Genomic DNA, 23,018 nt, shown 5'->3' with positions numbered 1-23,018 from the left:
TTAATGCGCTATTGCTGGATTAATCCAGCGTGATATCCAATCCCAAGCCACGCAGCTCGTGTACCAGTACGTTGAAAGACTCGGGCACGGACGGCGTCGGCAGGTTATTGCCCTTGACGATGGATTCATAGGTTTTGGCCCGGCCCACTACGTCGTCTGACTTCACCGTGAGGATTTCCTGCAGGATATTCGAAGCACCGAAGGCTTCCAATGCCCACACTTCCATCTCACCGAAACGTTGCCCACCGAATTGCGCTTTACCACCAAGTGGTTGTTGCGTGATGAGCGAGTATGGACCGATAGAACGAGCGTGCATCTTGTCGTCCACCATGTGACCGAGTTTCAGCATGTAAATCACACCCACAGTCGTTGGCTGGTCGAAGCGTTCGCCAGTCAATCCATTATATAGGTATGTCCTGCCTGAAGCCGGCAGCCCTGCCTTGGCTACCCATCCTTCCACCTCTTCGGTAGAAGCACCGTCAAAAATCGGTGTCGCAAATTTAACGCCCAGCTTTTGGCCAGCCCAGCCCAACACCGTTTCATAGATCTGGCCCAGGTTCATCCGTGATGGTACACCCAAAGGATTCAGCACGATGTCGACTGGTGTACCGTCTTCCAAGAATGGCATGTCCTCGTCGCGCACGATACGCGCCACAATTCCCTTGTTTCCGTGGCGGCCGGCCATCTTATCCCCTACCTTGAGCTTACGTTTCTTCGCAATAAACACTTTGGCCATCTGCACAATGCCTGACGGAAGTTCGTCACCGACGCTGATCGCGAATTTATCCCGCTTGTAAGCACCCAGCTCCTCGTTCAACTTAATGTTATAGAAGTGAAGTGCTTGCTTGATTAATTCATTCTTGTCATCATCGGTAGTCCACCCTGCTGGATTGATATTCGTATATTCCAGGTCAGCTAACATTTTCTGCGTAAACTTGGCTCCCTTAGGCACCAGCAGCTCTTTGTATACATTGTACACACCTTGCGATGTTTTGCCGTTGACGATGGCAAACAGCTTGTCCACCAACTTATCTTTCAACGACTTCAATGCTTTAGCATGCTGCGTATCCAATTGATCAAGCGCTTTTTTCTCTTCATCCTTTGCCATCTTCTTGGCTCGTGAGAACAGTTTCGTGTCGATCACCACGCCATTGATGGACGGTGGGGTCTTCAGCGAAGCGTCTTTCACGTCTCCAGCTTTATCGCCGAAGATCGCACGGAGCAGCTTTTCTTCCGGAGAGGGGTCAGACTCGCCTTTGGGCGTAATCTTACCGATGAGGATATCGCCCTCGCGCACTTCTGCGCCTACACGGATGATACCGTTCTCATCAAGATCCTTGGTAGCCTCCTCAGATACATTTGGGATATCAGATGTCAATTCTTCCTCACCGCGTTTGGTGTCACGCACCTCCAGCTCAAATTCCTCGATATGAAGCGACGTGAAGATATCCTGACTCACCACCCGTTCCGAAATCACGATGGCATCCTCGAAGTTAAACCCTTGCCAAGGCATGAACGCCACCTTCAGGTTGCGCCCCAACGCCAACTCACCGTTTTGAGTAGCATAGCCCTCACACAGCACCTGCCCCTTCTTCACCTGCTGCCCCTTCTTAACAATCGGTTTCAGGTTAATACAGGTGCTTTGGTTCGTCTTCTTGAACTTGATGAGCCTGTATGTTTTAATGTCATCATCAAATGACACCAGACGCTCGTCTTCATTGCGCTCATAGCGGATTTTGATCTCATTCGCGTCCACGTACTCGACTACGCCGTCAGCTTCTGCATTGATCAGCGTACGCGAATCGCGGGCCACGCGTCCCTCCAATCCGGTACCCACAACAGGCGCTTCCGGACGCAGCAACGGCACCGCTTGGCGCTGCATGTTGGATCCCATGAGTGCCCGGTTGGCATCGTCATGCTCAAGAAATGGAATCAAAGACGCTGCGATGGATGTAATTTGGTTCGGTGCCACGTCCATCAGGTCAAGCTTTTCCGGCTCGATAACCGGAAAGTCCCCTTCAAACCTGGCCTTAACCCTCGGCGTAATGAAATTACCCTTATCATCATATTCAGCATTGGCCTGAGCGATGGTCTTCCCATCCTCATCCTCTGCCGACAGGTAAACCACCGGCTCTTCAACCACGACACGTCCGTTTTCAACCTTCCTGTATGGTGTCTCGATGAACCCTAAGTTGTTGATTTTGGCGTGTACACAAAGCGACGAGATCAGACCGATATTGGGGCCTTCAGGAGTTTCGATGGTACACAGCCGCCCATAGTGTGTATAATGCACGTCGCGTACCTCAAATCCCGCACGCTCGCGGGATAAACCGCCTGGCCCTAATGCCGACAGCCTGCGCTTATGCGTAATCTCGGCCAGCGGGTTGGTCTGGTCCATAAACTGCGACAGTTGGTTCGTGCCGAAGAATGAATTAATGACCGAAGACAACGTGCGTGCATTGATCAAATCCGTAGGCGTAAACACCTCATTGTCGCGGATATTCATCCGCTCACGTATGGTACGCGCCATACGGGAAAGCCCAACGCCAAACTGAGAATACAGCTGCTCGCCCACCGTACGGACCCGCCGGTTGGACAGGTGGTCGATATCGTCCACCTCAGCCTTCGAGTTGATCAGATTGATCAAGTATTTCACGATGGCGATAATGTCTTCACGGGTAAGCACTTTGGTATCGTCTGGCGTATCCAACTGCAATTTGCGGTTAATCCGGTAACGGCCTACATCACCGAGGTCATACCGCTTATCGGAAAAGAACAACCGCTCGATGATGCCGCGTGCGGTCTCCTCATCAGGTGGTTCCGCATTACGGAGCTGACGGTATATGTGCTCAACAGCTTCCTTCTCCGAGTTGGAAGTATCCTTTTGCAGGGTATTATAGATGATGGAGTAGTCGGCTGCATTAGCGGTGTCTTCTTTCGTCAGAATGATCGATTTCACGCCGGCATCAATAATCAGGTCGATATGATCATCCTCCAACACGGTCTCCCGCTCCAACACCACTTCGTTCCGGTCAATCGACACGACCTCACCCGTATCTTCATCCACGAAGTCTTCGATCCATTTTTTCAATACCCGCGCAGCCAACCTGCGCCCTACATATTTTTTAAGTCCGGATTTGCTCACCTTCACTTCATCAGCCAACTCAAACAATTCCAGGATATCCTTGTCCGAATCATAGCCAATTGCACGCAAAAGCGTAGTTACCGGAAATTTTTTCTTCCGGTCTATGTAAGCATACATCACGTTGTTGACGTCCGTAGCGAATTCGATCCATGACCCTTTGAACGGGATCACGCGTGCAGAATACAGCTTGGTGCCATTCGTATGGCGGCTTTGGCCGAAAAATACGCCCGGCGAACGGTGCAATTGAGATACGATGACACGTTCAGCGCCATTGATCACAAACGTCCCCTTCGGGGTCATGTAGGGGATGGTCCCCAGGTAAACATCCTGCACGATGGTCTCGAAGTCTTCATGCTCCTCATCGTTGCACGACAAGCGGAGTTTTGCCTTAAGCGGAACGCTATACGTCAGCCCACGCTCGATACACTCCTGGATACCATAGCGCGGCGGATCAATGAAATAATCCAAAAACTCAAGTACAAAAATGTTCCTTGAATCAGAAATGGGGAAGTTTTCGGAAAATACCTTAAACAGCCCTTCCTGGTGGCGGTTGTCCGAAGTTGTTTCAAGCTGAAAAAACTCCCTGAAAGATTCCAATTGCACATCCAGAAAATCGGGGTAATCAATTACCTTTTTACTGCTTGCAAAGTTTACTCTTTCGTTTTGAATACTTTTGTTAGCCAAGGGAATAAGAATTTAGTTTAACTATTTAAACTGCGCTTTTCAGTGCTGTTTTCGCCGCCATGGCGGCATCCATATACAGCTTGGATATTGGTATAAGGAAAAGTCATAAACGGGAATAGACTCTGACGAAATCCACGTCAGAGTCTAACCCATTCAGGTACGTTGTATGATCGAAATTACTTGATCTCAACAACAGCTCCCGCTTCTTCAAGTTGCTTTTTCAAAGCCTCAGCCTCGTCTTTAGCCACACCTGACTTAAGTTCCTTTGGTGCGCCGTCAACCAAGTCTTTCGCTTCTTTCAGACCGAGGCCTGTCAAATCTTTCACCAGCTTAACAACAGCTAACTTCTGACCACCCGCTTCTTTGAGGATGACATCGAAAGATGTCTTCTCTTCAGCGGCAGCCGGTGCTTCACCACCAGCAGCAGGACCAGCAACAGCAACTGCTGCAGCAGCAGGCTCGATGCCATACTCATCTTTCAAGATTTGAGCTAACTCGTTAACTTCTTTTACTGTCAAGTTTACCAACTGCTCAGCAAACGCTTTTAAATCTGCCATTTTATTTTAAATTATTGAATTTACTTTGTAAAAATTATTAACAATCCTTTGGGCATTTTGATTTGGAGTCGCCCTATTCTCCTCGTTCTTGTAAAGTTTTAACCAATCCAGCCAATGTATTGCCTCCGGACTGAAGTGCAGAAACCACATTCTTGGCGGGTGACTGCAGCAATCCGATGATATCACCGATGAGCTCGTTTTTAGATTTGAGCTTGCTCAATGCATCAACCTGGCTGTCGCCGATAAAAATAGCCGAATCGATGTAAGCTCCTTTCAAGACCGGCTTATCGCCTCCCTTGCGGAGCTCTTTAATCAATTTGGCCGGTGCATTGCCCGTTTCAGAAAACAGCATCGTCGAAGACCCTTTAAGTACACCAAGCAATTCTTCCGAATCCACTCCGGCCTCAATCAGTGCTTTCTTGATCAACGTGTTTTTCACCACTTGCATGGCAATGCCTTTATCGTTGCATTTACGGCGGATCCCATTGACAGCAGCCACAGTCAAATCAGCAGTATCGGTAATGTAAAAAATGCCGTAAGATTTAATCTGCTCAGCCAAAGCTTTAACAAGCTCCTGTTTTTCTTCTCTTTTCATGATTAAATTCCTGCTACTGATTTGGTTTCTACTTGGATGCCCGGACTCATGGTTGAAGAGAGGTAAATGCTCTTGAAGTACGTCCCTTTAGCCGCTGAGGGCTTCAACTTGGAGATCGTCTGCAACACTTCCAGCGCATTCTCATAGATCTTTTCCTGAGGGAAAGAGACCTTGCCGATGGATGTGTGGATGATCCCGGTTTTATCCACTTTAAAATCAATTTTACCCGCCTTCACATCTGCCACCGCTTTGCCGACATCGGTTGTCACGGTTCCTGTCTTCGGGTTTGGCATCAGGTTGCGAGGGCCAAGGATACGCCCGAGCTTACCCACTTTTGCCATCACACTGGGCATGGTAATAATGATATCAACGTCGGTCCATCCGCCTTCGATCTTGCTGATATAGTCGTCCAATCCCACATAGTCCGCCCCGGCTGCCTTTGCCTCCTCCTCCTTATCAGGAGTGCAAAGCACAAGCACGCGAACGGCTTTGCCCGTTCCATGTGGCAATGTGGCGATACCACGTACCATTTGGTTGGCTTTACGGGGATCCACGCCGAGGCGCACATCGATATCTACCGAGGCATCGAATTTGGTTGAGGTAATGTCCTTTACCAAGGCAGAAGCCTCCTGCAAAGAATACGCCTTGCCAATTTCGATCTTGGATAGTGCCGCTTTTTGATTTTTTGTTAATCTTGCCACTTTCTTAAACTGATTTCGTTAATTAATTGTTCCAGGGCGCACTGCCACTTACGGTAATACCCATACTACGCGCCGTTCCGGCTACCATCTTCATGGCAGATTCCAGTGTAAACGCATTCAAATCCGGCATCTTATCCTTGGCAATGGCTTCCACTTGTTCCCAAGTAATCGAACCCACCTTCTTGCGGTTGGGCTCACCCGAGCCACCTTTCACCCCAGAAGCCTCTATCAATTGCACGGCAACTGGTGGGGTCTTAATGATAAAATCGAACGATTTGTCGCTGTACACCGTAATGACAACGGGCAATACCTTACCGGGCTTGTCCTGGGTGCGTGCATTGAACTGCTTGCAAAACTCCATGATGTTCACCCCCTTGGCACCCAATGCGGGCCCTACCGGAGGCGACGGATTTGCAGCGCCGCCCTTCACCTGTAATTTTACTAACGCACTGACTTCTTTTGCCATCTTTGATGTTGAATTTAATTAATAAATGTTTGTTAGTAAGTTGGAAGCATTTAACGTAACATTTAGATTTTGAAGACCTTATGAACTTATGCACAAGCACCCCAAAATGGAGTGCAAAGGTACAAAAAAATTTCTAAAAACAAGCATAACTAAAAAATAAAACCCTATTAGGGCATATGCTTCTATTCTTTCTCTACCTGAATATAGTTCAATTCGAGCGGAGTCTTACGACCGAACACCTTCACCATTACCTTCAATTTCTTCTTCTCTTCGTTCACTTCCTCGATCTCTCCGGTGAATCCATTGAAGGGCCCGTCGTTTACTTTCACAAGCTCACCTACGTAGAACGGTACATTCATCAGCTCACCCTGCTCCGACATTTCATCTACTTTTCCGAGAATGCGGTTGATCTCAGCAGGACGCAAGGGAATGGGCGTACCATCTTTATCACCTAAAAACCCGACCACACTGTTGATGTTCTTGATCACGTGCTCCAGCTCACCATCCAACGCAGCCTCGAGCAATACATAGCCAGGATAGAAATTGCGTTCTTTGGCAACCTTCTTCCCGTCGCGCATTTGGTAATATTTTTCCATCGGTATCAACACCTGTGGTACAAGGTGGTTGATGCCTAAACGGTTTACCTCAGCTTCAATATACTGCTTTACCTTTTTCTCTTTACCACTTACGGCCCGTACCACATACCATTTCAGCGCTTGATCTGCCATTTCTTCTTTCCCAACAATTAAGACCCAATATTATAGAACAATTCCAGCGCGTTACTCGATGCCTTATCCATCGCAAAGATAACCAGTGCGATGATGATCGAAGCCACTAACACCACCACGGCAGAACTCTGCAGCTGCGACCAAGTGGGCCAAGTGACCTTTTGGCTCATTTCTGTATAGGAGTCTTTGATAAATTCAAGTACGTTTGCCATTGTCCTGTTGTAATTAGCACGGGCACCAGGATTCGAACCCGGATCAAAGGTTTTGGAGACCTCTATTCTACCGTTGAACTATGCCCGTGTGAAATCCATTTATTAGACACGATTAGCTAATCAGCTCGAAGCCGATTAGCTAATCGGTTGGAAATTCACAATCCCCAAGGGGTGTTGAATTTATTTTATGATCTCTGTCACCTGACCGGCACCTACGGTACGGCCACCTTCGCGGATAGCGAAACGCAAGCCTTTCTCCATAGCGATAGCGTTGATCAACTTAACCGTGATGGTGACGTTATCACCCGGCATTACCATTTCAACGCCGTCTGGAAGTGCAATCTCTCCAGTTACGTCCGTGGTACGGAAGTAGAATTGCGGACGGTATTTGTTAAAGAATGGTGTATGGCGGCCACCTTCTGCTTTTGACAGTACATAAACCTCAGCTTTGAATTCCGTGTGCGGCGTTACGGAACCTGGCTTACAGATTACCATACCACGGCGGATATCGGTTTTCTCAATACCACGCAACAACAGACCTACGTTATCACCGGCTTCGCCACGATCCAAAATCTTACGGAACATTTCGACACCCGTAACAACCGATTTCAAATTCTCAGCACCCATGCCTAAAATATCAACCTGATCTCCGGAGTTGATCACACCACGCTCGATACGACCGGTAGCTACCGTACCACGACCAGTGATAGAGAATACGTCTTCCACAGGCATCAAGAACGGAAGTTCGGTCAGCCGCGGAGGGATCGGAATGTAATTGTCTACCGCATCCATCAATTCCATGATTTTGTCTACCCATTGAGGCTCGGCGTTCAAACCACCAAGAGCAGAACCGCGGATTACTGGGATCTCGTCGCCAGGGTACTCGTAGAACGACAACAACTCGCGGATTTCCATTTCAACCAAATCCAATAATTCCGGATCGTCGACCAAATCCACTTTATTCATGAATACGACCAATGCAGGCACACCTACCTGACGTGCCAGAAGGATGTGCTCACGGGTTTGAGGCATCGGGCCGTCAGTGGCGGCTACCACGATAATTGCACCGTCCATTTGGGCAGCACCTGTAACCATGTTCTTCACATAGTCGGCGTGACCGGGGCAGTCAACGTGCGCATAGTGGCGGCTGGCTGTTTGGTATTCTACGTGTGCTGTATTAATGGTGATACCACGCTCTTTTTCCTCAGGAGCGGAGTCAATTGAGTCGAATGAACGGGCTTCAGAAAGTCCTTTATCTGACAATACTTTTGTGATTGCAGCGGTAGTGGTTGTCTTACCGTGGTCAACGTGACCGATCGTACCAATGTTTAAGTGCGGCTTACTGCGGTCAAATTTTTCTTTTGCCATGTTTTATGCGAATTAGTAATTTAAAATTTTAGTGTATTATATAAATTTATATATGTTACTCTTACGAGCCAATGATGGGACTTGAACCCATGACCTCTTCCTTACCAAGGAAGTGCTCTACCGCTGAGCTACATCGGCTTTTGCGCTTATAACCCAAAATCCCTGTCAATTCACCAGCCTTTGGTGTGACAGGGTTAAAGTAAACACGCGATGAGCGGAAGACGGGTCTCGAACCCGCAACCTATAGCTTGGAAGGCTATCGCTCTACCAATTGAGCTACTTCCGCTTGCCGATTTTAGATATAAAAATTGTGATCTTAGATTTACCGACAGCCAGCGCAAAATCTATAACCTAAACTATACAATCTAAAATCAGATTGTGGGGGGAGAAGGATTCGAACCTTCGAAGCCGAAGCAACGGATTTACAGTCCGTCCCATTTGACCGCTCTGGAATCCCCCCAAACCTGAGCCCCCTGCCGGGATCGAACCAGCGACCTACTGATTACAAGTCAGTTGCTCTACCAGCTGAGCTAAGGAGGCAAAATATTTCAAAAAACACCAGGTCAAAAACCCTTAAAAATCACCCCTTTTCCGTTAGGGACTGCAAAGATATACAAACTTGTTTTAATACAAAAATTATTTGCAAAAATCTAAAATTTGCCGTTTCGCCCGCCTTTTTAGCATCTTTGCATTCCGCCGCATATCCGTATCTTCGCCGCGAAACATACTATGGGAGCTGTTTTACGTTATATAGTCTGTCTCTTCACAGGGGCATCAGCACTTGCCTCATTTGCGCAGGAAAACAGGACGTTCTGGGATCACAAGCTTATCAAACGGTTTGTATCTCCAGAAAAAGACAGCAGCCGTTCCGCGGGCTTTGTTGTTGTCCCTGCATTGGGCTACGCCCAGGAAACGGGATTGGAATTCGGTTTAGCCGGTGTTTACAACTTCTACTTAAACAAAGCAGATACTTCCATCCGTACATCCAATATTACTTTCATCGGCACATTCACCACCGAACGCCAGACCAACATCAAGCTGGAATCCGACACATGGACCACCGGCAACCTTTACCATTTTATCAGCGAATTGCGCTTCCGCGACTTCCCATTCAACTTCTACGGACTCGGCAACCAAACAGCCCAGCGAGATGAAGACCTCCTGCTTATGCAACTGATCCGGATCCGGCTGGAAGGAGAACGTCGGTTTGCGCCAAACTACTATGCTGGTGTTAATGTAGCTTATGAGCGTTTTGTCTTTTCCGACAAGGAAAGCGGAGGCATCTTTGAGACCATGGCCCCTTATGGCCAGGCAGGGGGAAGCCATGTCCTGCTTGGTATCTCACAACTTTACGATACGCGCAACCGCAATACCTATACGACCAAAGGTTACTATGTAAGAGCAAAGTATGCCTATTCTCCCGGGGTCGGTGGCGGCAGCCATTTCAAGGGAAGCACGGTGGATCTCGACCTCCGCGCTTTCTTCCCCGCAACGAGCCAGCTCACCCTCGGGTTCAATGCCCACTTTAAGACATCGTTCGGTTCGCGCATACCTTTTTACGTAAACCGTGAGTTGGGCGGAGATATGATGATGCGCGGCTACTATACCGGCAGGTACCGCGACCGCAGCCTGTTCGCCGCCCAAAGCGAGCTTCGCTACCGATTCCATCCGCGCATCGGCGCTGTCGCGTTTCTCGGCACCGGATCCACCTATCGCAACCGCTTAAGCGATGCCCGGTTCGTACCTTCCTACGGCGGCGGGCTCCGCTATTTCTTTGACCTCGAACACAACAGCAGCATCCGCCTTGATTACGGGTTCGGTGAGCGCCGACCGGGCGAAAACAGGCAAGGCGGCTTTTACCTATCCCTCAGCGAAGCGTTTTAAATTAGAACTCATCGGTCAGGGTTTCATCCCACGCTGTTTGAAGTTCAATGGCAAAACCATTAATGGCTCCGGTGTTCCCAAGCAACCGGCCTGTGAGGCGCAAGCGGACGTTGTTGCGGATGTCTTGCGATATGGTTAAGGTGTTGAGTATTTCTTCATCGTTGCCATATGCTGTCAACACGTAGTTTACACCATAGGTATGCTCAAGCAAACCGAAAAACTGGTGCAGTGCGATCCGGTAGTCGTCCCTGTTTGTAAAGCCGGTGAATGTGATGGATTGGGCATCTGATATGGGTGAACTGGCCGGAAATCCAAATGGTGTGTACAGGTAGTGGTCATGATCTTTCGTGACGACGATTTTTTTGACGGCCTGCAAATCGTCCGCTAAATCGGTAAAATCAAACTCCACCAAGCTATAACACCGGTGTAAGGTTGCAGCGGCCTCCCGGTCTGTCCCGTCTACTTCGACGCCATGCAGCAATGCAGCATACGTAACCGCCTTATAGTCGTCGAAATGCTGTCCAAAATAAAACGCATTGGCATTCGTCATCGTCTCAGGCAGGAGAATTCCCTTGTCCGACCGGTAGGCCACAAACACGACATCATATTGCCCTTCGGCTAGCTTAACCTCCAGAGAACCGTCGTCTCCCAGGTCAGCCAAAGACATTTCCTTTTGGCTGACCAAGCCGCCGTCTGCAGATGAGAATATATAGTAATGCAGCTTGCTCGGCACCAAGGGATCACCAGGTTCCACCTCCGTGTTGAAGACGCCGGACAGGCGGATGTTGTCAAGGAGAACGACGCCCGCATTTTCATTGTAGTCCCCTGCCCCGGCGCGGTCCCCGGAGAGAAACTCAAATTTCAATTTCAGGGAATTGTTCGCCGAAGATTCCAAAAGCCCACTGACATCAAACATATATCGGTTGCGAGATTGCGACCCCATATTTTCAAATTGGTTCGTTAAGCTCAATATCTCATAAGTGGCTCCACCGTCGGCCGAATAAGACAATATAAAATCCTTCGGACCTGTATTGGAGCTGCTTACATCAAATTCAAAGTTAGTCAACGATTCAATGGCACCCATAGGTAAGCTGACCGTTATTGATCGTGCACCGACCAATCTTAATGCCCGGCCCGCGGGAAATGGCGATAGACCGAAACCGGCGCCGAAATCCAGCGCTGTATTGCTCGCCTCAAACGTAATTCCTGCTCCCACTTCATCCACTGCAATATCCGGCTCAAGCGTTTCTTCATTAAACGACCAGTAATATAAATGCTGTGGTTCCAAGCTTGGCTCAATGCCTTTCACCGCCTGCGTGCCGCCGCCTGAAGCAGCGTGCAGGCGACTCCGCGATTGAACGTCGCCCAAAGGTGATATCTTCGCATCAAAGCCGGATACGCGAAACGTAACGGTATGTTCCGTATTGATCGGTGGTATGGGAATATCCCTTTTGCAAGCGGACAGCAACAATGTCGGCAAAATGCCAAAAACAGTTAGGTGTGTTAAGGGTTTCATCATGGTTATTTGTTAAATGAAGTTATGCAGACTAAGGCCTTCCTATCCGCCTACTCATTCAACCACAAACCATTCCCAAGACAGTTCAGGAAAAGCGAGTTAAGATATCCAAATATACACAACATGCGTGATGAGTGTGCGCACCTGACCCAAACGTGAAGTAATCTTTACATGCCCATAAAAAAGCATAACAATTAGAATAATAATTTCTACCAGAATTAGTTAATTGTAGAATCACACAAGCAATAAGAAAAGGTGATGATTTTACGTGCCGTTAAAAAAAATGCCCACGCGTAAATGCGTGGGCAGAAAAGGATTATCTTTTTCAGCCCTAACTAAGCCTTATTCACGGACAGGCTTTTGTCAATCAAAAACTGCAAATTTTTGCGATGGGCAGACGTTTGGAGATCCGAACCTGATGAAGCCCCGTTTAGCTTTGCCTTAATCGCTGTCAACGTGGCCAGTGCCGCAGCTTTGCTCGCATGGTCATACCCTGTTTTGGCTTCCAGAATACTGCTCAGCGCCGCCACATAATCGGTCTGCAGATTCTGGCGGATAAGGCTCACGGAGCCGGCCAGATCAGCATCAAAAATATTCGCGGTCAAATCGTGCATCACCTCAGCTACCGAATATTCGTTGCCATACAGGCTGCTATTGCTGACACGCGAAAGCGTGGTGGGGTGCAGGATGTGCGAAAGCGTGCTCACCTGCAAGGAGCGAAACGTGTTTTGCGGTTTGTAATCCTCCGTTCCGCTGAAGAAATTGAAGCCCCGGCGCTGCGGCTGCAGGTAGGGGAACAGGGAATAATCTTCCGCGAAAGCGTCCGGTGCATAGACGTATTTGCCGAGCAGCTCCATAGCCTTCTTTTGCAGTTCTAGTGGTACAGGCGTATAGGGCTTCACATCGCTATCCTGCCCTACGAAGCTGCGGTCTACATACACGCCGCCGATATAGCGGCTGATCGCATTGGCCATGTCTGCCCGCTGGCGGTTGAGTTGCCCATAGCGTTGCAGCAGTTCCTGATAGCTTTGATTCGGCCTGCTGTACCGCTCCTTCAACTTCGGCATCATGTCATTTACCAATAGAAACCGTTCTTCGCCGTAAGCCATCATATCGCTTGAGTTATCGTTTACATTTACCCGTGGATCGATGGCTTTGCCCGGGCTGCGCATATCATCTGCATCGTTGCCGAAAGCCAGCTGCGGGTCGGTACTCCGGCTCAGAATTTTATTCAATCCCTTTTCTTCCTCCGCAGACGAAAACGGCGTATACCCATATTCAATGGCCCAGATGTCATAAGGACCTGCTTTGGTGGTGTAGTAATCGCCCTGCTTTTTGCGATCGCGGCTTACATTGATTGCCGGATAGTCCATTACGGACCCCTGCAATCCGATTCTACGTGTCAATTTCGTGTCGTGCAATTGCTCGGGGCTCAGCATCTGGCTGGCCCGCATGTTGTGGTTCAACCCCAGGGTATGCCCCATTTCATGCATAATGAGGTAGTACAGGAATTGCTTATGCATTTCCCTCACCGTCTCCGCTTTTTTCGTTTCACCCAATTCAGCGTCCATGGTTTCCACTACGGCAAGGCCGGTTTGGAACTGCATGTTCAGTTCATTAGACAGATTACACAGGGCCATCCGGTTTACCTGCGAATGGTGTATGTATGCTTCCAGAGGAGCAACGGCTTGCTCGGGGTTTTCCCAGGGCAGGGATGCCAGCGCTCCGGTGCCCCCATTGAACAGATCATCCATCACCGGTGTTCCGGCACCCGACTTCCACTCCACTGTGATGTCCGCACCAAGTATCTGGCCGGTCAGCGGATTGAAGAAGCTGGGCCCGATGGCACCATAACTCGGGCTGCTGGATGACTTCCAACGGATCACATTATAGGCGATATCCGCAGGATCCCAGTCGGCATCATCCGGCATCTGTTTCATCACGATAGCATTCTTGAAACCGGCGGCCTCGAACGCTTCATTCCACTTCTCTCCAGCCTCCTTGATGATTTCCCGATATTCATAAGGGGTCGTGTTTTCAATCCAGAATACGATGGGCTCGACCGGTTCGCTCACCTTGGCATTCGGGTTTTTCTTTTCCAGATGCCACCGGCTAATAAAGTCGCGGTACGGTGTTGGCGATACAGATGTAAGGTCATCAACCTGCGCACCGAAGTAACCTACCCGCGGATCATCCCTGCGCGGACGGTAACTGTTCCGGGGTACCTCCAGAAACGAGTGCTGCATTTTGATGGTCACATAACGTGCATCTGTGATATCCTTGCCACCACTATTCATGGGAGTGGGATTCTCGTATGCCAAGCTGACCACTACGTCGGTATTTCCCGGGAATGACCGCACGGTGTCGTATCCCGACTTTCCGGTGTTTAGGTTCCCCAGATTGAATACCGCTGTAGGCGGAACACCCGGCGGCGTGATCGGCTTTACGGCATCTAGCTTATTGCTGATGAACAAGCCATCAACGGGAATAAGATATCCAGCACTGTCATGGGCCGCAATCTTTTCCGAATGAAAAATGGCCTCGGCGACATCCGCATTGCCCGCTTTGCTCACTGGATTTGCTGGATCATAGTAAAACGCAGTGTTCTTGCGCAAAAACTCTATCCTGTCGTGCTTCTTCCTGATGCTGAACAGCCAGGTATCCCTGATCATGTTTTGGTTGAGAAATAGTGCCGTAGGACCGCCCATGGAAAAGCTCTGATAAATAAAGTCCTTGTCCAGCTGATCTTTGGTCACGTAAAGCTGTAAGCTTGCCGTAGCCGTATCCCGGTACAGGGTGAAAAGACCCTCGACTTTCTTGCTGGCTTTTACTTTCTCATCAATCGAAGGCTTTTCCGGCTTTTTCTTTACGGAATCTGCATCAGCTTTCTTTGTGCTGTCAGGCGGCGCCACTTTAGTGGTGTCGGCTTGTTTCTTGGGCAACGTGTCCTGAAGGCAACCCATCGTTGCATAGCCAGCCGTGGGCCCGGCCAACAACAGGCTTCCCACGACAGTTAATGTCAGTAAATAGTTCATAAGGCTTGGATAAAATAATACATTCATGTGGTGGCCTTTGGAGCCCAAGGCACGCCCTTTTTCATAAGACGCCAAAGACCTGAGTTAGTTGCATACTAACATCGCAATTTATACCGTCAGTATATGCAACTTTTACGTTACAATTATAATTTTGTCTTAGCGGCACGATACTGGCATGCCCGGCCTCTACTCCCACTTGATCAGTTGGGCTTCGTCTTGCATCAAGTGTTTAGGGGTATTGTTCTCCTCTTCTTTTTTCCGAAGATCAACCACCTTCCCGTCCTTAATCGCCGCGGCCTACAACAATTGGGCTGCATAATATTGGCGGTTGTGGCTGATCAGTGGATCCAATCCCTCGCTATCTGTACGGAGGAACGACACCCCGATAGCCACCACGACCACCCGGCCTTCCATATCACCGACCTGCACGGTTGCCTTTCTCGTTGGCTGACTTTTACCGCCGTTATGTAAGGCCAATGATTCCAGGGCATACACGTCAAGCGACAAGGCCTCGGCATCCATGCTAAGACATCGGACAAGAAGAAACGCTTCGGCACCCCGCTCCGGCCATTTGAAATTACCGGTACCAAGGACAGGCAGCTCAATCTCCAGCGCCGGCGATATGACCACTTTGACGGATATCGAATATGTCAACCATAGAAAATTAGTGTACGGGTTGAGCCACAGAGAGAGCCATGAATAAGGCATAGAAGCATACATAGCGCGAAACGGATATTGAATACTTGGGGTGCGGGTAGGTAGTGGATATGCGCTGTAAAAGGCGTAGCGATGCTATGTAATGCTTCATCAATAATACCTGATCTTAAAATCTTCCTTGGCTTGTCCCGGATGAAAAAACACGAGGCCGGCATGAAAAAGATCTACGGTGACCGTTACCTCGGGCTTGCGCTTGATAGCCTGCCACAATCGTTTCATTCTTTCATCACGATAAATGTCCAGAACGATCAGTACACTCCCGTGATGCAGTGCGTGCCAATATTGCCAAAGCTGGTGACTTAAGAGCTCTGGATTTTTCGCCTCAGCGACAACGAAATCCAATGGGCCACATGGCAGTCCGGCACCGAATTCATATACGTGCTGGGCACTGAATCTGTAGGCAAGCCGTGCAATCAACCGCTTTACCTTATTTTTCGGCTCGCCCATCCGTTGCCTGGCGTAAATCACCTCATCCACCAATCGATAAACGAAGGGCGAGTGCGTACCATGCCGCGACTTGGCTAAGACGAAATGAATACAACAGTCCCAGTAAAAACGCAAACGGCACATGCGGGCAAAGATAGCGACATTATGCCGACCGGCGAACGGACGGGCTGGTATAATTGGACGTCCGGCATCCGCCCTTTTCGACCGGTTATCCTCATACTTCGCCTGGGCATTGTTCGGAAATGATTAGAAATTTCGTAGCTTTGTATTAATGAATGAGAAAGAGCTGGTTTCATTAATCAAGTTACTCGACGATCCAGATGCCGAGGTGTTCCGGCATGTCGAGCAGAAGCTGATAACCATCGGGCCCGAAGTCATCAGCCGGCTGGAATCGGTATGGGAGCAGTCTTTCGATGTGATGCTGCAAACCCGTATAGAGAACCTTATCCATAAAATCCAATTTGAAGATGTGCTGCAGGAGCTGGAGCTTTGGAAGGTGAGCGGCTCATTTGACCTTCTTCAGGGCTTGATTATCGTCAACAAATACCAATACCCAGATGTGGATGAGCAAAAAATTATCAATCAGATCGAATCCATTAAACGCGACGCCTGGCTGGAGATGATTTACAGCATGAGCGCAGTGGAAAAGGTCCGTTTGCTTAACAACATCATCTACAACGTTCATGGATTCTCCGGCAATACCAGCAATTACCACGATCCGCAGAACTCGTATATTGGCCAGGTACTGGAAAGCCGGCGGGGCAACCCCATCTTACTGGCTTGCGTTTATAGCATTGTAGCCCAAAAGCTGGATATACCGATTTATGGCGTAAACCTGCCCAAGCATTTCATTCTTGCATACACCGAAGACCATACGCCGGTGCAAAATAAGCATGGCATCCTGTTCTACATCAACGCATTCAACCGGGGTCAGATTTTCGGACGGCACGACGTCATCGCATTCCTCAAGCAGCTCAACCTCGCCCCGAGTGACCAGTTTGTGCTGCCCTGCAGTAATCTCGATATCATCACCCGGGTGCTCCGTAATCTGGTGACCTCTTACTCACAGGCCGGGAATACGGCAAAAACTGAGGAAATCAACAGGCTGCTGCAGGTGCTTGAATGATCAGGCTACTGCTGGGCGACTCCCCGCACATCCAAAAAAATACCGAATGGCCTGCGTCTGTTGCCCGTTTCATCCAATACGACGGTAGCTTCGGGCGCTACGTTCCCGTTGGCAGAGAGCTTGAACCGTGAAATCTTCCCCTCGTCACGGTCTGCCACGAAAATCGTCCGCCGATCTGCGCTACCCCTTGGATCGATGGCCACGTCAACAGGACCGACCAATCCGGTCAATGCCCCACTGATGGTACGTGTCGGCACTACTGTTGCCGAAGGAGTGGCGAGATGAGCCTTGATTCCCTCAACGATATATATTCGGCCATCCGCAACCGGGTTACCCTCATTATCATTCGTACCGAAATCAGCAAGCACCAATAAGTCCAGTGAGTCGACAAAGGCAATGCCCCGGATCGCCGTAGCGCCTTGGATCTTTATGGTAGACAGCGCGGGGAAATTCGTTTCAACGGAGTCAGTTGCTGCGAAGTTCCCATATAACGATACGCCGCCGTTGTTTGGCGTCGCATTGGACACGAGCAGACTGTCTTTCCACAGCACCATTCCCCATGGACGCATGTCAGCCCCTAACTGAAGCAACTTTCGTGGCCTGGTAAAACCATTCTGATTCCTCGGTCTGTAAAAGCCGTAAATAGCAGTCGGCGTGGCGTTGTTTGCCACGTACATCATCTCGGAAGGGTGATGATAGGCGATCCCACGCATCGCGGTCAGCTCCCGATACCCGACCCTGCCCGAAGCTGCCAATGTACCCAGCTCCCCTACTGTCATCAAGCGGATGGTTGTGTCTACCATACCCGGGTGAGAATATCCTGCTTGAAGCAGCCGGCCGAGAAAAGGATTGAAGTGTATGCCTGCACCGGCAAGAGCCCCTGCGTTGTAGTTCAACGCTATCGGCAAATCAAGGGTATCCGCCGGATCGATCAGCACGACGTTATTTATCGGGTCCTGTGATGCATCGCGCTGGTAATCCTCAATCGATACATACAACCGCGCTATCGGCCTCCGGGGAAATTCGGGTTCATCGTCATTACGCATGCATGCACTGAAGAGCAACAGCACGGCAAACACTGCCATTGAAAAACCGAACGACTTCTTCATCCAAAGGGGTTTTGCGCAAAGGTATGAAAAAATCATGAGCATGCCGGGGATATGAAAAGACCAAATCGCTGTTATAGCGCCGGGTAAAACCCGCAAGTTAAGGGATGAAGTGCGAGGCAGTACCGACAGATCACTTGCAATACTCCACCATTATCGTTAATTTTGCGTCCATAAAGCTGATTGTAAGATGGAAAATACGGGGTTAAAAAGGGAAAAACTGGAACTGCCGAACGGCGAAAAAAAACTGTTGCTGCACTCCTGCTGCGCACCGTGTTCAGGCGAGGTAATGGAAGCCCTTATTGCTTCGGATATCGATTTTACCATCTATTTTTACAACCCCAATATCCATCCGCGCAAGGAGTACGACCTGCGCAAGGAGGAGAATATCCGGTTTGCTGAGAAACATGGCATTCCGTTCGTGGATGCCGACTACGATGTGGACAACTGGTTTGCCCGCGCTAAAGGGATGGAACATGAGCCCGAGCGCGGCATCCGCTGTACTATGTGCTTTGATATGCGCTTTGAACGCACGGCGCTGTATGCCTATGAAAACGGCTTTCCCATCATCACCAGCTCCTTGGGTATCTCCCGCTGGAAAAATTTTGAGCAGATCAACGATTGCGGTGAGCGCGCTGCCGGCCACTACCCGGGCATTACCTACTGGACGTACAATTGGCGCAAGAAAGGCGGGTCATCGCGGATGCTTGAAATCAGCAAGCGCGAGCAGTTTTATATGCAGGAATACTGCGGTTGTGCATATTCCCTTCGCGATACGAACCATTGGCGGCTTCAGAATGGCCGCGAGCGGATCGAAATCGGAAAGAACTACTATGGAGACGAAGGCGCTACCCCAGCTTGTTCTTAAGGAAACCGATCGTCCGCTCCCATGCCAGCTTTGCGGCGGCTTCATCGTACCTGGTCGGTGAGGTGTCGTTATTGAACGCGTGGTTCACTCCCTCATACATGAACAGCTGATAATCGATACCATTCGCTTTTAGCGCTTTCTCATACGCAGGGACGCCCGCGTTGATGCGCTCATCGAGCGCAGCGTAATGCAGCATCAAGCTGGCTTTGATCTTCGGCACATCGACCGCGTCAGGCTGGCCGCCGTAATACGCCACTGATGCCTGCAATTCAGGGTCGTTCACAGCAAGGCGCCCGGCCATTGCCCCTCCCCAGCAAAAGCCCACACACCCTACGTTACCGTTAGTGCTGCCTAGATCACGCAGGAAATCGAGCCCGTTCATATAGTTTCCTACCGTCTTCTCCATGTCGAGTTTGCCAATCAGCTCACGCCCTTTGTCTTCATCGGCAGGAGTACCACCGAAGGGTGAGAGCGCATCCACTCCGAGCGCCACGAAGCCTTCAGCGGCCACCCGCTTGGTCACATCGATGATGTGCGAGTTCAGTCCCCGATTTTCGTGGATGACCACCACGCCACCGATCCCGCTCTTGCCCTTCGGCTTAGCCAATACCGCCTTCACATCGCCGTCCACGCCTGGATAGGTGATGTCTTCCGAGGTGATGTCGCCGCTTTGGAATGGTGCCGCCGCGGCATAATTGTTCTGCAGCAGCGGAAGCAATGCGGTAGCCGCTGCCGTGCTGCCCGCCAGCATAGCAAGCCGCTTCATAAACTCCTTGCGGGTAAGCTGACTGTGCGTATACTGGTCATAAAGGTTAATGATTTTCTGGTCCATAATCCAATGTCTGAGTGTTTACGCTAAATTAGTGCAAATCCGCGGGATTGCCAAATACGAAGATTGCAGTGGCGCGACGGAGACAAAGGTGACAAACAACCTGCTACAAAAAACTTTCATATCTGATATTTTATATTTACTTTTGCAGGCTCAATTGTGGGATGGTGAATTATTTGAAGCAATATCGGGTTCCCTTTACGGGGTTGAGTATAGGTAAACATGACTTCGAGTTTACCATTGACAAAGCGTTCTTTGATTGCTATGAATACTCCATCGTGAAAGATGGCACGCTGAAGGCAGCTGTCAGCCTGCAGAAGCAGGAAAACATGATGGTACTTAAGTTCCACATCACCGGCACCATTGCGCTGACCTGTGACGTGTGCTTATCCGCCTTTCCGTCGAAGACGGACATCGAAGAAAGGTTGATTGTCAAATTTATGGACGAGGACATGGTCGAAAGCACCGAGGAAATTTTGGTGCTGGCCAAACACGAGCATGAATTGGACCTCGCCAACCTACTGTATGAATACATCAATGTCTCTGTGCCGTATTATGCGAGGTGCAACAAGCAGGGCGAAAACATTTCCTGCGATTCAGCGGTCGTAGCCAAACTAAATGAGCTGGCACCTGAGCAAGGAGATGGAGAAAAAGAAGAAGAAAAAAAAGAAGAACAGACAGATCCCCGTTGGGATGCATTAAAGAACATAAAGTACAACAAAAATTAATAACAACAATACGAGATGGCACATCCAAAACGTAAAACCTCCAAATCGCGGAGGGACAAAAGAAGGACACACTATAAAGCCGAGCGACCAACCTTGGCAACCTGCAAGGAAACAGGAGCGGTGCACCTGCCCCACCGCGCATACTTAGTAGATGGCAACCTATATTACAACGGTAAACTAATCATCGAAAACACTGCTTCCGTCTAAATTGATCTTTCAAGAAATTGAACATCCCATAACGTGTAACTGATTTTTTATACGTTACTTTGGGGTGTTTTTGCGTATTATTGGATTAGAAATAATAACGGATGAAGATTGGGTTAGACATATCGGGTGGAGATTTTGCGCCGAAAGCAACGATAGCAGGAGCCATATTGGCTTCAAAGCTACTTGCAGAAAACCAGCAGATCGTACTCATTGGTGACCAAGACATTGCTAAGCAACACATCGAACAAGCAGGGGAAAACCCTGCTTTTTTTGAATACATACACGCCCCTGACACCATTGGCATGAGCGAGCACCCGACAAAGGCAATCGCGCAAAAGCCTGATTCAAGCATTAGCCGGGGTTTTCAACTACTGAAAGAGGGAGCGATCGATTCATTCGCTTCTGCAGGCAATACCGGGGCGATGCTCGTGGGAGCGGTGTTCAGCGTTAAAACCATCCCGGGCGTAATCCGTCCGGCCATCGCCACCAACGTACCCAAGGTCAAAAGCGGCTTCGGCATCCTCCTTGACGTCGGCGCAAATGCCGACTGTAAGCCTGAAATGCTGCCGCAGTTCGGACTGCTTGGCAGCCTGTTAGCTGAACATGTCTATGGCATTCAAAAACCAACGGTTGGCCTGCTGAATATCGGCGAAGAAGCAGAAAAGGGCAACATGCTTACCCTCGCTGCCCATCCGCTCCTAAAAGAAAATGACCGCATTACTTTCATAGGGAATATAGAAGGCCGTGAGTTGTTTGACGACAAAGCCGATGTCATCGTATGTGACGGATTTGCTGGCAACGTGGTACTCAAGATGGCCGAATCATTCTATATGCTCACGCGGCAGAAGGGGCTCGACGACCCGTTCTTTGAGCGCTTCAATTATGAGCAGTACGGCGGAAGTCCTATATTGGGGGTAAATGCCCCGGTGATCATCGGCCATGGCATCTCCAGCCCTGAAGCCATCAAAAACATGGTGCTGCTATCCAGAAACATGGTCGAATCCAACATCGTCGAAAAAATCAAATCTGCTTTCAACTAACACTATATGTCTAAAATACATGCTGCCATCACGGCCGTAAACGGGTACGTACCGGATTATATCCTGACCAATCAAGAACTCGAAACGATGGTTGACACCAATGATGAATGGATAACTACACGTACCGGAATCAAGGAACGCCGGATACTCAAGGGTGATGGCAAGGCCACTTCGGACATGGCTGTACCTGCTGTGAAAGGCTTGCTGGAAAAACGGGGAATCGGAGCCGAAGAAATCGAATTGATCATCTTCTGCACCGTAACACCTGACATGCCCTTTCCGGCAACGGCCAATTTGCTCGCCGATAAAATTGGCGCCGTAAACGCGTGGGGTTTCGATCTGCAGGCAGCTTGCTCGGGATTTATCTATGGGCTGACCACAGGTGCCAAGTTTATTGAATCAGGCACGCACAAAAAAGTCTTGGTGGTAGGCGGCGACAAAATGTCGTCCATAATCAACTATAACGACCGCACTACCTGTATCATATTCGGTGATGGATGTGGGGCGGTATTGCTCGAACCGAACGAAGAGGGGCTTGGCGTAATGGATTCCATCCTGAAGAGCGACGGCTCGGGATGCCCTTATCTGAATATCAAAGCTGGTGGCTCGCTGCACCCAGCGTCTCATGCCACCGTCGATGCCGACATGCACTATGCTTACCAAGAAGGACGTGCCGTCTTTAAGTTTGCGGTGACTAACATGGCCGACGTTGCCGCCGAAATCATGGAGCGCAATCACCTCACAGCGGATGATGTGGCGTGGCTTGTTCCCCACCAGGCAAATAAGCGTATCATCGACGCTACGGCCGACCGAATGGGGCTCAGCGACGAAAAAGTGATGGTCAACATCGAACGTTACGGCAATACCACCGCCGGAACCATCCCCCTTTGTTTGTGGGAATGGGAAAACCAATTAAAGAAAGGCGACAACCTCATTCTCGCGGCCTTCGGCGGCGGTTTCACCTGGGGATCAGTTTACCTCAAATGGGCCTATGGGCAATAAATGTCGGATTTATTTGTTATATAACAGATTAGCTAACTATTTTTGAGTCTTATTATC

General features: G+C 49.5%; 21 protein-coding genes and 5 tRNA genes. 7 read left to right on the top strand and 19 right to left on the bottom strand.

Features of this window, described 5'->3' with window-relative positions:
* Positions 1 to 19: 19 nt before the first annotated feature.
* The 13 genes from rpoB to ACFOET_RS13675 all read right to left on the bottom strand — a co-directional run bounded on the left by rpoB (position 20) and on the right by ACFOET_RS13675 (position 8,996).
* Positions 20 to 3,829 carry a DNA-directed RNA polymerase subunit beta gene (gene rpoB / locus ACFOET_RS13735; protein ID WP_379023592.1) on the bottom strand — a complete coding sequence of 1,270 codons (3,810 nt, stop codon included), beginning with the start codon at positions 3,827 to 3,829 and terminating at the stop codon, positions 20 to 22.
* 176 nt (positions 3,830 to 4,005) lie between these two features.
* On the bottom strand, positions 4,006 to 4,386 hold the full coding sequence (rplL, locus tag ACFOET_RS13730; RefSeq protein WP_379023590.1) for a 50S ribosomal protein L7/L12: 381 nt from the start codon (positions 4,384 to 4,386) through the stop codon (positions 4,006 to 4,008).
* A gap of 73 nt (positions 4,387 to 4,459) precedes the next feature.
* Positions 4,460 to 4,981 (bottom strand): 50S ribosomal protein L10, encoded by a 522-nt coding sequence (gene rplJ, locus ACFOET_RS13725; RefSeq protein ID WP_379023588.1) that lies wholly within the window; start codon positions 4,979 to 4,981, stop codon positions 4,460 to 4,462.
* A gap of 2 nt (positions 4,982 to 4,983) precedes the next feature.
* Positions 4,984 to 5,682, bottom strand: a complete 699-nt coding sequence (gene rplA / locus ACFOET_RS13720; protein WP_379023586.1) for a 50S ribosomal protein L1 — start codon at positions 5,680 to 5,682, stop codon at positions 4,984 to 4,986.
* A 22-nt stretch (positions 5,683 to 5,704) separates the two neighbouring features.
* Complete coding sequence (gene rplK, locus ACFOET_RS13715; RefSeq protein ID WP_379023584.1) at positions 5,705 to 6,148, bottom strand: 50S ribosomal protein L11; 444 nt, start codon at positions 6,146 to 6,148, stop codon at positions 5,705 to 5,707.
* 182 nt (positions 6,149 to 6,330) lie between these two features.
* The gene (nusG, locus tag ACFOET_RS13710; protein ID WP_090971527.1) at positions 6,331 to 6,876 is read right to left on the bottom strand and encodes a transcription termination/antitermination protein NusG; all 546 of its coding nucleotides are present in this window, start codon (positions 6,874 to 6,876) and stop codon (positions 6,331 to 6,333) included.
* A 17-nt stretch (positions 6,877 to 6,893) separates the two neighbouring features.
* On the bottom strand, positions 6,894 to 7,088 hold the full coding sequence (secE, locus tag ACFOET_RS13705) for a preprotein translocase subunit SecE (protein ID WP_379023582.1): 195 nt from the start codon (positions 7,086 to 7,088) through the stop codon (positions 6,894 to 6,896).
* Between the two features lie 17 nt (positions 7,089 to 7,105).
* Positions 7,106 to 7,176, bottom strand: a tRNA-Trp gene (locus ACFOET_RS13700).
* A gap of 92 nt (positions 7,177 to 7,268) precedes the next feature.
* Positions 7,269 to 8,456: an elongation factor Tu gene (tuf, locus tag ACFOET_RS13695; RefSeq protein WP_379023580.1), complete on the bottom strand. Its 1,188-nt coding sequence runs from the start codon at positions 8,454 to 8,456 to the stop codon at positions 7,269 to 7,271.
* Between the two features lie 66 nt (positions 8,457 to 8,522).
* Positions 8,523 to 8,594 (bottom strand) — tRNA-Thr (locus ACFOET_RS13690).
* Positions 8,595 to 8,669: 75 nt separating this feature from the next.
* Positions 8,670 to 8,742: transfer RNA gene (locus ACFOET_RS13685), tRNA-Gly, on the bottom strand.
* Positions 8,743 to 8,835: 93 nt separating this feature from the next.
* Positions 8,836 to 8,916, bottom strand: a tRNA-Tyr gene (locus ACFOET_RS13680).
* Between the two features lie 7 nt (positions 8,917 to 8,923).
* Positions 8,924 to 8,996 (bottom strand) — tRNA-Thr (locus ACFOET_RS13675).
* 189 nt (positions 8,997 to 9,185) lie between these two features.
* On the opposite strand from ACFOET_RS13675, the gene ACFOET_RS13670 reads away from it, so the two are divergent.
* Complete coding sequence (locus ACFOET_RS13670; protein ID WP_379023578.1) at positions 9,186 to 10,340, top strand: BamA/TamA family outer membrane protein; 1,155 nt, start codon at positions 9,186 to 9,188, stop codon at positions 10,338 to 10,340.
* Position 10,341: 1 nt separating this feature from the next.
* On the opposite strand, the gene ACFOET_RS13665 is transcribed toward ACFOET_RS13670, so the two are convergent.
* The 4 genes from ACFOET_RS13665 to ACFOET_RS13650 all read right to left on the bottom strand — a co-directional run bounded on the left by ACFOET_RS13665 (position 10,342) and on the right by ACFOET_RS13650 (position 16,178).
* Entirely contained in the window at positions 10,342 to 11,859 is a 1,518-nt protein-coding gene (locus ACFOET_RS13665; protein WP_379023576.1) for a hypothetical protein, read from the bottom strand.
* Between the two features lie 332 nt (positions 11,860 to 12,191).
* Complete coding sequence (locus ACFOET_RS13660) at positions 12,192 to 14,891, bottom strand: zinc-dependent metalloprotease (protein ID WP_379023574.1); 2,700 nt, start codon at positions 14,889 to 14,891, stop codon at positions 12,192 to 12,194.
* A 297-nt stretch (positions 14,892 to 15,188) separates the two neighbouring features.
* Positions 15,189 to 15,599: a hypothetical protein gene (locus tag ACFOET_RS13655; RefSeq protein ID WP_379023572.1), complete on the bottom strand. Its 411-nt coding sequence runs from the start codon at positions 15,597 to 15,599 to the stop codon at positions 15,189 to 15,191.
* A gap of 99 nt (positions 15,600 to 15,698) precedes the next feature.
* Entirely contained in the window at positions 15,699 to 16,178 is a 480-nt protein-coding gene (locus ACFOET_RS13650; RefSeq protein ID WP_379023570.1) for a hypothetical protein, read from the bottom strand.
* Positions 16,179 to 16,326: 148 nt separating this feature from the next.
* Between ACFOET_RS13650 and ACFOET_RS13645 the strand changes: the two genes are divergently transcribed.
* The gene (locus ACFOET_RS13645; protein WP_379023568.1) at positions 16,327 to 17,181 is read left to right on the top strand and encodes a transglutaminase-like domain-containing protein; all 855 of its coding nucleotides are present in this window, start codon (positions 16,327 to 16,329) and stop codon (positions 17,179 to 17,181) included.
* Positions 17,182 to 17,186: 5 nt separating this feature from the next.
* On the opposite strand, the gene ACFOET_RS13640 is transcribed toward ACFOET_RS13645, so the two are convergent.
* The gene (locus ACFOET_RS13640; protein WP_379023566.1) at positions 17,187 to 18,290 is read right to left on the bottom strand and encodes an NHL repeat-containing protein; all 1,104 of its coding nucleotides are present in this window, start codon (positions 18,288 to 18,290) and stop codon (positions 17,187 to 17,189) included.
* A gap of 187 nt (positions 18,291 to 18,477) precedes the next feature.
* On the opposite strand from ACFOET_RS13640, the gene ACFOET_RS13635 reads away from it, so the two are divergent.
* Positions 18,478 to 19,155, top strand: a complete 678-nt coding sequence (locus tag ACFOET_RS13635; protein WP_379023564.1) for an epoxyqueuosine reductase QueH — start codon at positions 18,478 to 18,480, stop codon at positions 19,153 to 19,155.
* Here the strand turns inward: ACFOET_RS13635 and ACFOET_RS13630 are convergent.
* Entirely contained in the window at positions 19,136 to 19,987 is an 852-nt protein-coding gene (locus ACFOET_RS13630; RefSeq protein ID WP_379023562.1) for a dienelactone hydrolase family protein, read from the bottom strand. The genes ACFOET_RS13635 and ACFOET_RS13630 overlap by 20 nt on opposite strands.
* 161 nt (positions 19,988 to 20,148) lie before the next feature.
* On the opposite strand from ACFOET_RS13630, the gene ACFOET_RS13625 reads away from it, so the two are divergent.
* The 4 genes from ACFOET_RS13625 (at position 20,149) to ACFOET_RS13610 (ending at position 22,961) form a co-directional block, all read left to right on the top strand.
* Complete coding sequence (locus ACFOET_RS13625; protein WP_379023560.1) at positions 20,149 to 20,712, top strand: YceD family protein; 564 nt, start codon at positions 20,149 to 20,151, stop codon at positions 20,710 to 20,712.
* A 15-nt stretch (positions 20,713 to 20,727) separates the two neighbouring features.
* Positions 20,728 to 20,919 carry a 50S ribosomal protein L32 gene (rpmF, locus tag ACFOET_RS13620; RefSeq protein WP_379023558.1) on the top strand — a complete coding sequence of 64 codons (192 nt, stop codon included), beginning with the start codon at positions 20,728 to 20,730 and terminating at the stop codon, positions 20,917 to 20,919.
* Positions 20,920 to 21,020: 101 nt separating this feature from the next.
* A complete protein-coding gene (gene plsX, locus ACFOET_RS13615) occupies positions 21,021 to 21,959 on the top strand; it encodes a phosphate acyltransferase PlsX (RefSeq protein ID WP_379023556.1) in 939 nt (312 codons plus the stop codon).
* A gap of 6 nt (positions 21,960 to 21,965) precedes the next feature.
* Positions 21,966 to 22,961, top strand: a complete 996-nt coding sequence (locus ACFOET_RS13610) for a beta-ketoacyl-ACP synthase III (protein WP_379023554.1) — start codon at positions 21,966 to 21,968, stop codon at positions 22,959 to 22,961.
* Positions 22,962 to 23,018 lie beyond the last annotated feature (57 nt).

The sequence above is a fragment of the Parapedobacter deserti genome (assembly GCF_042646065.1).
In the GTDB taxonomy this organism is placed as follows: domain Bacteria; phylum Bacteroidota; class Bacteroidia; order Sphingobacteriales; family Sphingobacteriaceae; genus Parapedobacter; species Parapedobacter deserti.
This window is presented reverse-complemented; position numbering and strand designations above follow the sequence as displayed.

Coding starts and splice junctions, on each gene's coding strand:
- ACFOET_RS13665 (WP_379023576.1), bottom strand. CDS start 11,859: ATGATGAAACCCTTAACACACCTAACTGTTTTTGGCATTTTGCCGACA.
- rplK (WP_379023584.1), bottom strand. CDS start 6,148: ATGGCAAAAGAAGTCAGTGCGTTAGTAAAATTACAGGTGAAGGGCGGC.
- ACFOET_RS13635 (WP_379023564.1), top strand. CDS start 18,478: ATGGAAAATACGGGGTTAAAAAGGGAAAAACTGGAACTGCCGAACGGC.
- ACFOET_RS13630 (WP_379023562.1), bottom strand. CDS start 19,987: ATGGACCAGAAAATCATTAACCTTTATGACCAGTATACGCACAGTCAG.
- tuf (WP_379023580.1), bottom strand. CDS start 8,456: ATGGCAAAAGAAAAATTTGACCGCAGTAAGCCGCACTTAAACATTGGT.
- plsX (WP_379023556.1), top strand. CDS start 21,021: ATGAAGATTGGGTTAGACATATCGGGTGGAGATTTTGCGCCGAAAGCA.
- ACFOET_RS13625 (WP_379023560.1), top strand. CDS start 20,149: ATGGTGAATTATTTGAAGCAATATCGGGTTCCCTTTACGGGGTTGAGT.
- rplL (WP_379023590.1), bottom strand. CDS start 4,386: ATGGCAGATTTAAAAGCGTTTGCTGAGCAGTTGGTAAACTTGACAGTA.
- rplJ (WP_379023588.1), bottom strand. CDS start 4,981: ATGAAAAGAGAAGAAAAACAGGAGCTTGTTAAAGCTTTGGCTGAGCAG.
- ACFOET_RS13650 (WP_379023570.1), bottom strand. CDS start 16,178: ATGTGCCGTTTGCGTTTTTACTGGGACTGTTGTATTCATTTCGTCTTA.
- ACFOET_RS13640 (WP_379023566.1), bottom strand. CDS start 18,290: ATGAAGAAGTCGTTCGGTTTTTCAATGGCAGTGTTTGCCGTGCTGTTG.
- ACFOET_RS13645 (WP_379023568.1), top strand. CDS start 16,327: ATGAATGAGAAAGAGCTGGTTTCATTAATCAAGTTACTCGACGATCCA.
- ACFOET_RS13670 (WP_379023578.1), top strand. CDS start 9,186: ATGGGAGCTGTTTTACGTTATATAGTCTGTCTCTTCACAGGGGCATCA.
- ACFOET_RS13660 (WP_379023574.1), bottom strand. CDS start 14,891: ATGAACTATTTACTGACATTAACTGTCGTGGGAAGCCTGTTGTTGGCC.
- ACFOET_RS13610 (WP_379023554.1), top strand. CDS start 21,966: ATGTCTAAAATACATGCTGCCATCACGGCCGTAAACGGGTACGTACCG.
- nusG (WP_090971527.1), bottom strand. CDS start 6,876: ATGGCAGATCAAGCGCTGAAATGGTATGTGGTACGGGCCGTAAGTGGT.
- secE (WP_379023582.1), bottom strand. CDS start 7,088: ATGGCAAACGTACTTGAATTTATCAAAGACTCCTATACAGAAATGAGC.
- rpmF (WP_379023558.1), top strand. CDS start 20,728: ATGGCACATCCAAAACGTAAAACCTCCAAATCGCGGAGGGACAAAAGA.
- ACFOET_RS13655 (WP_379023572.1), bottom strand. CDS start 15,599: ATGCCTTATTCATGGCTCTCTCTGTGGCTCAACCCGTACACTAATTTT.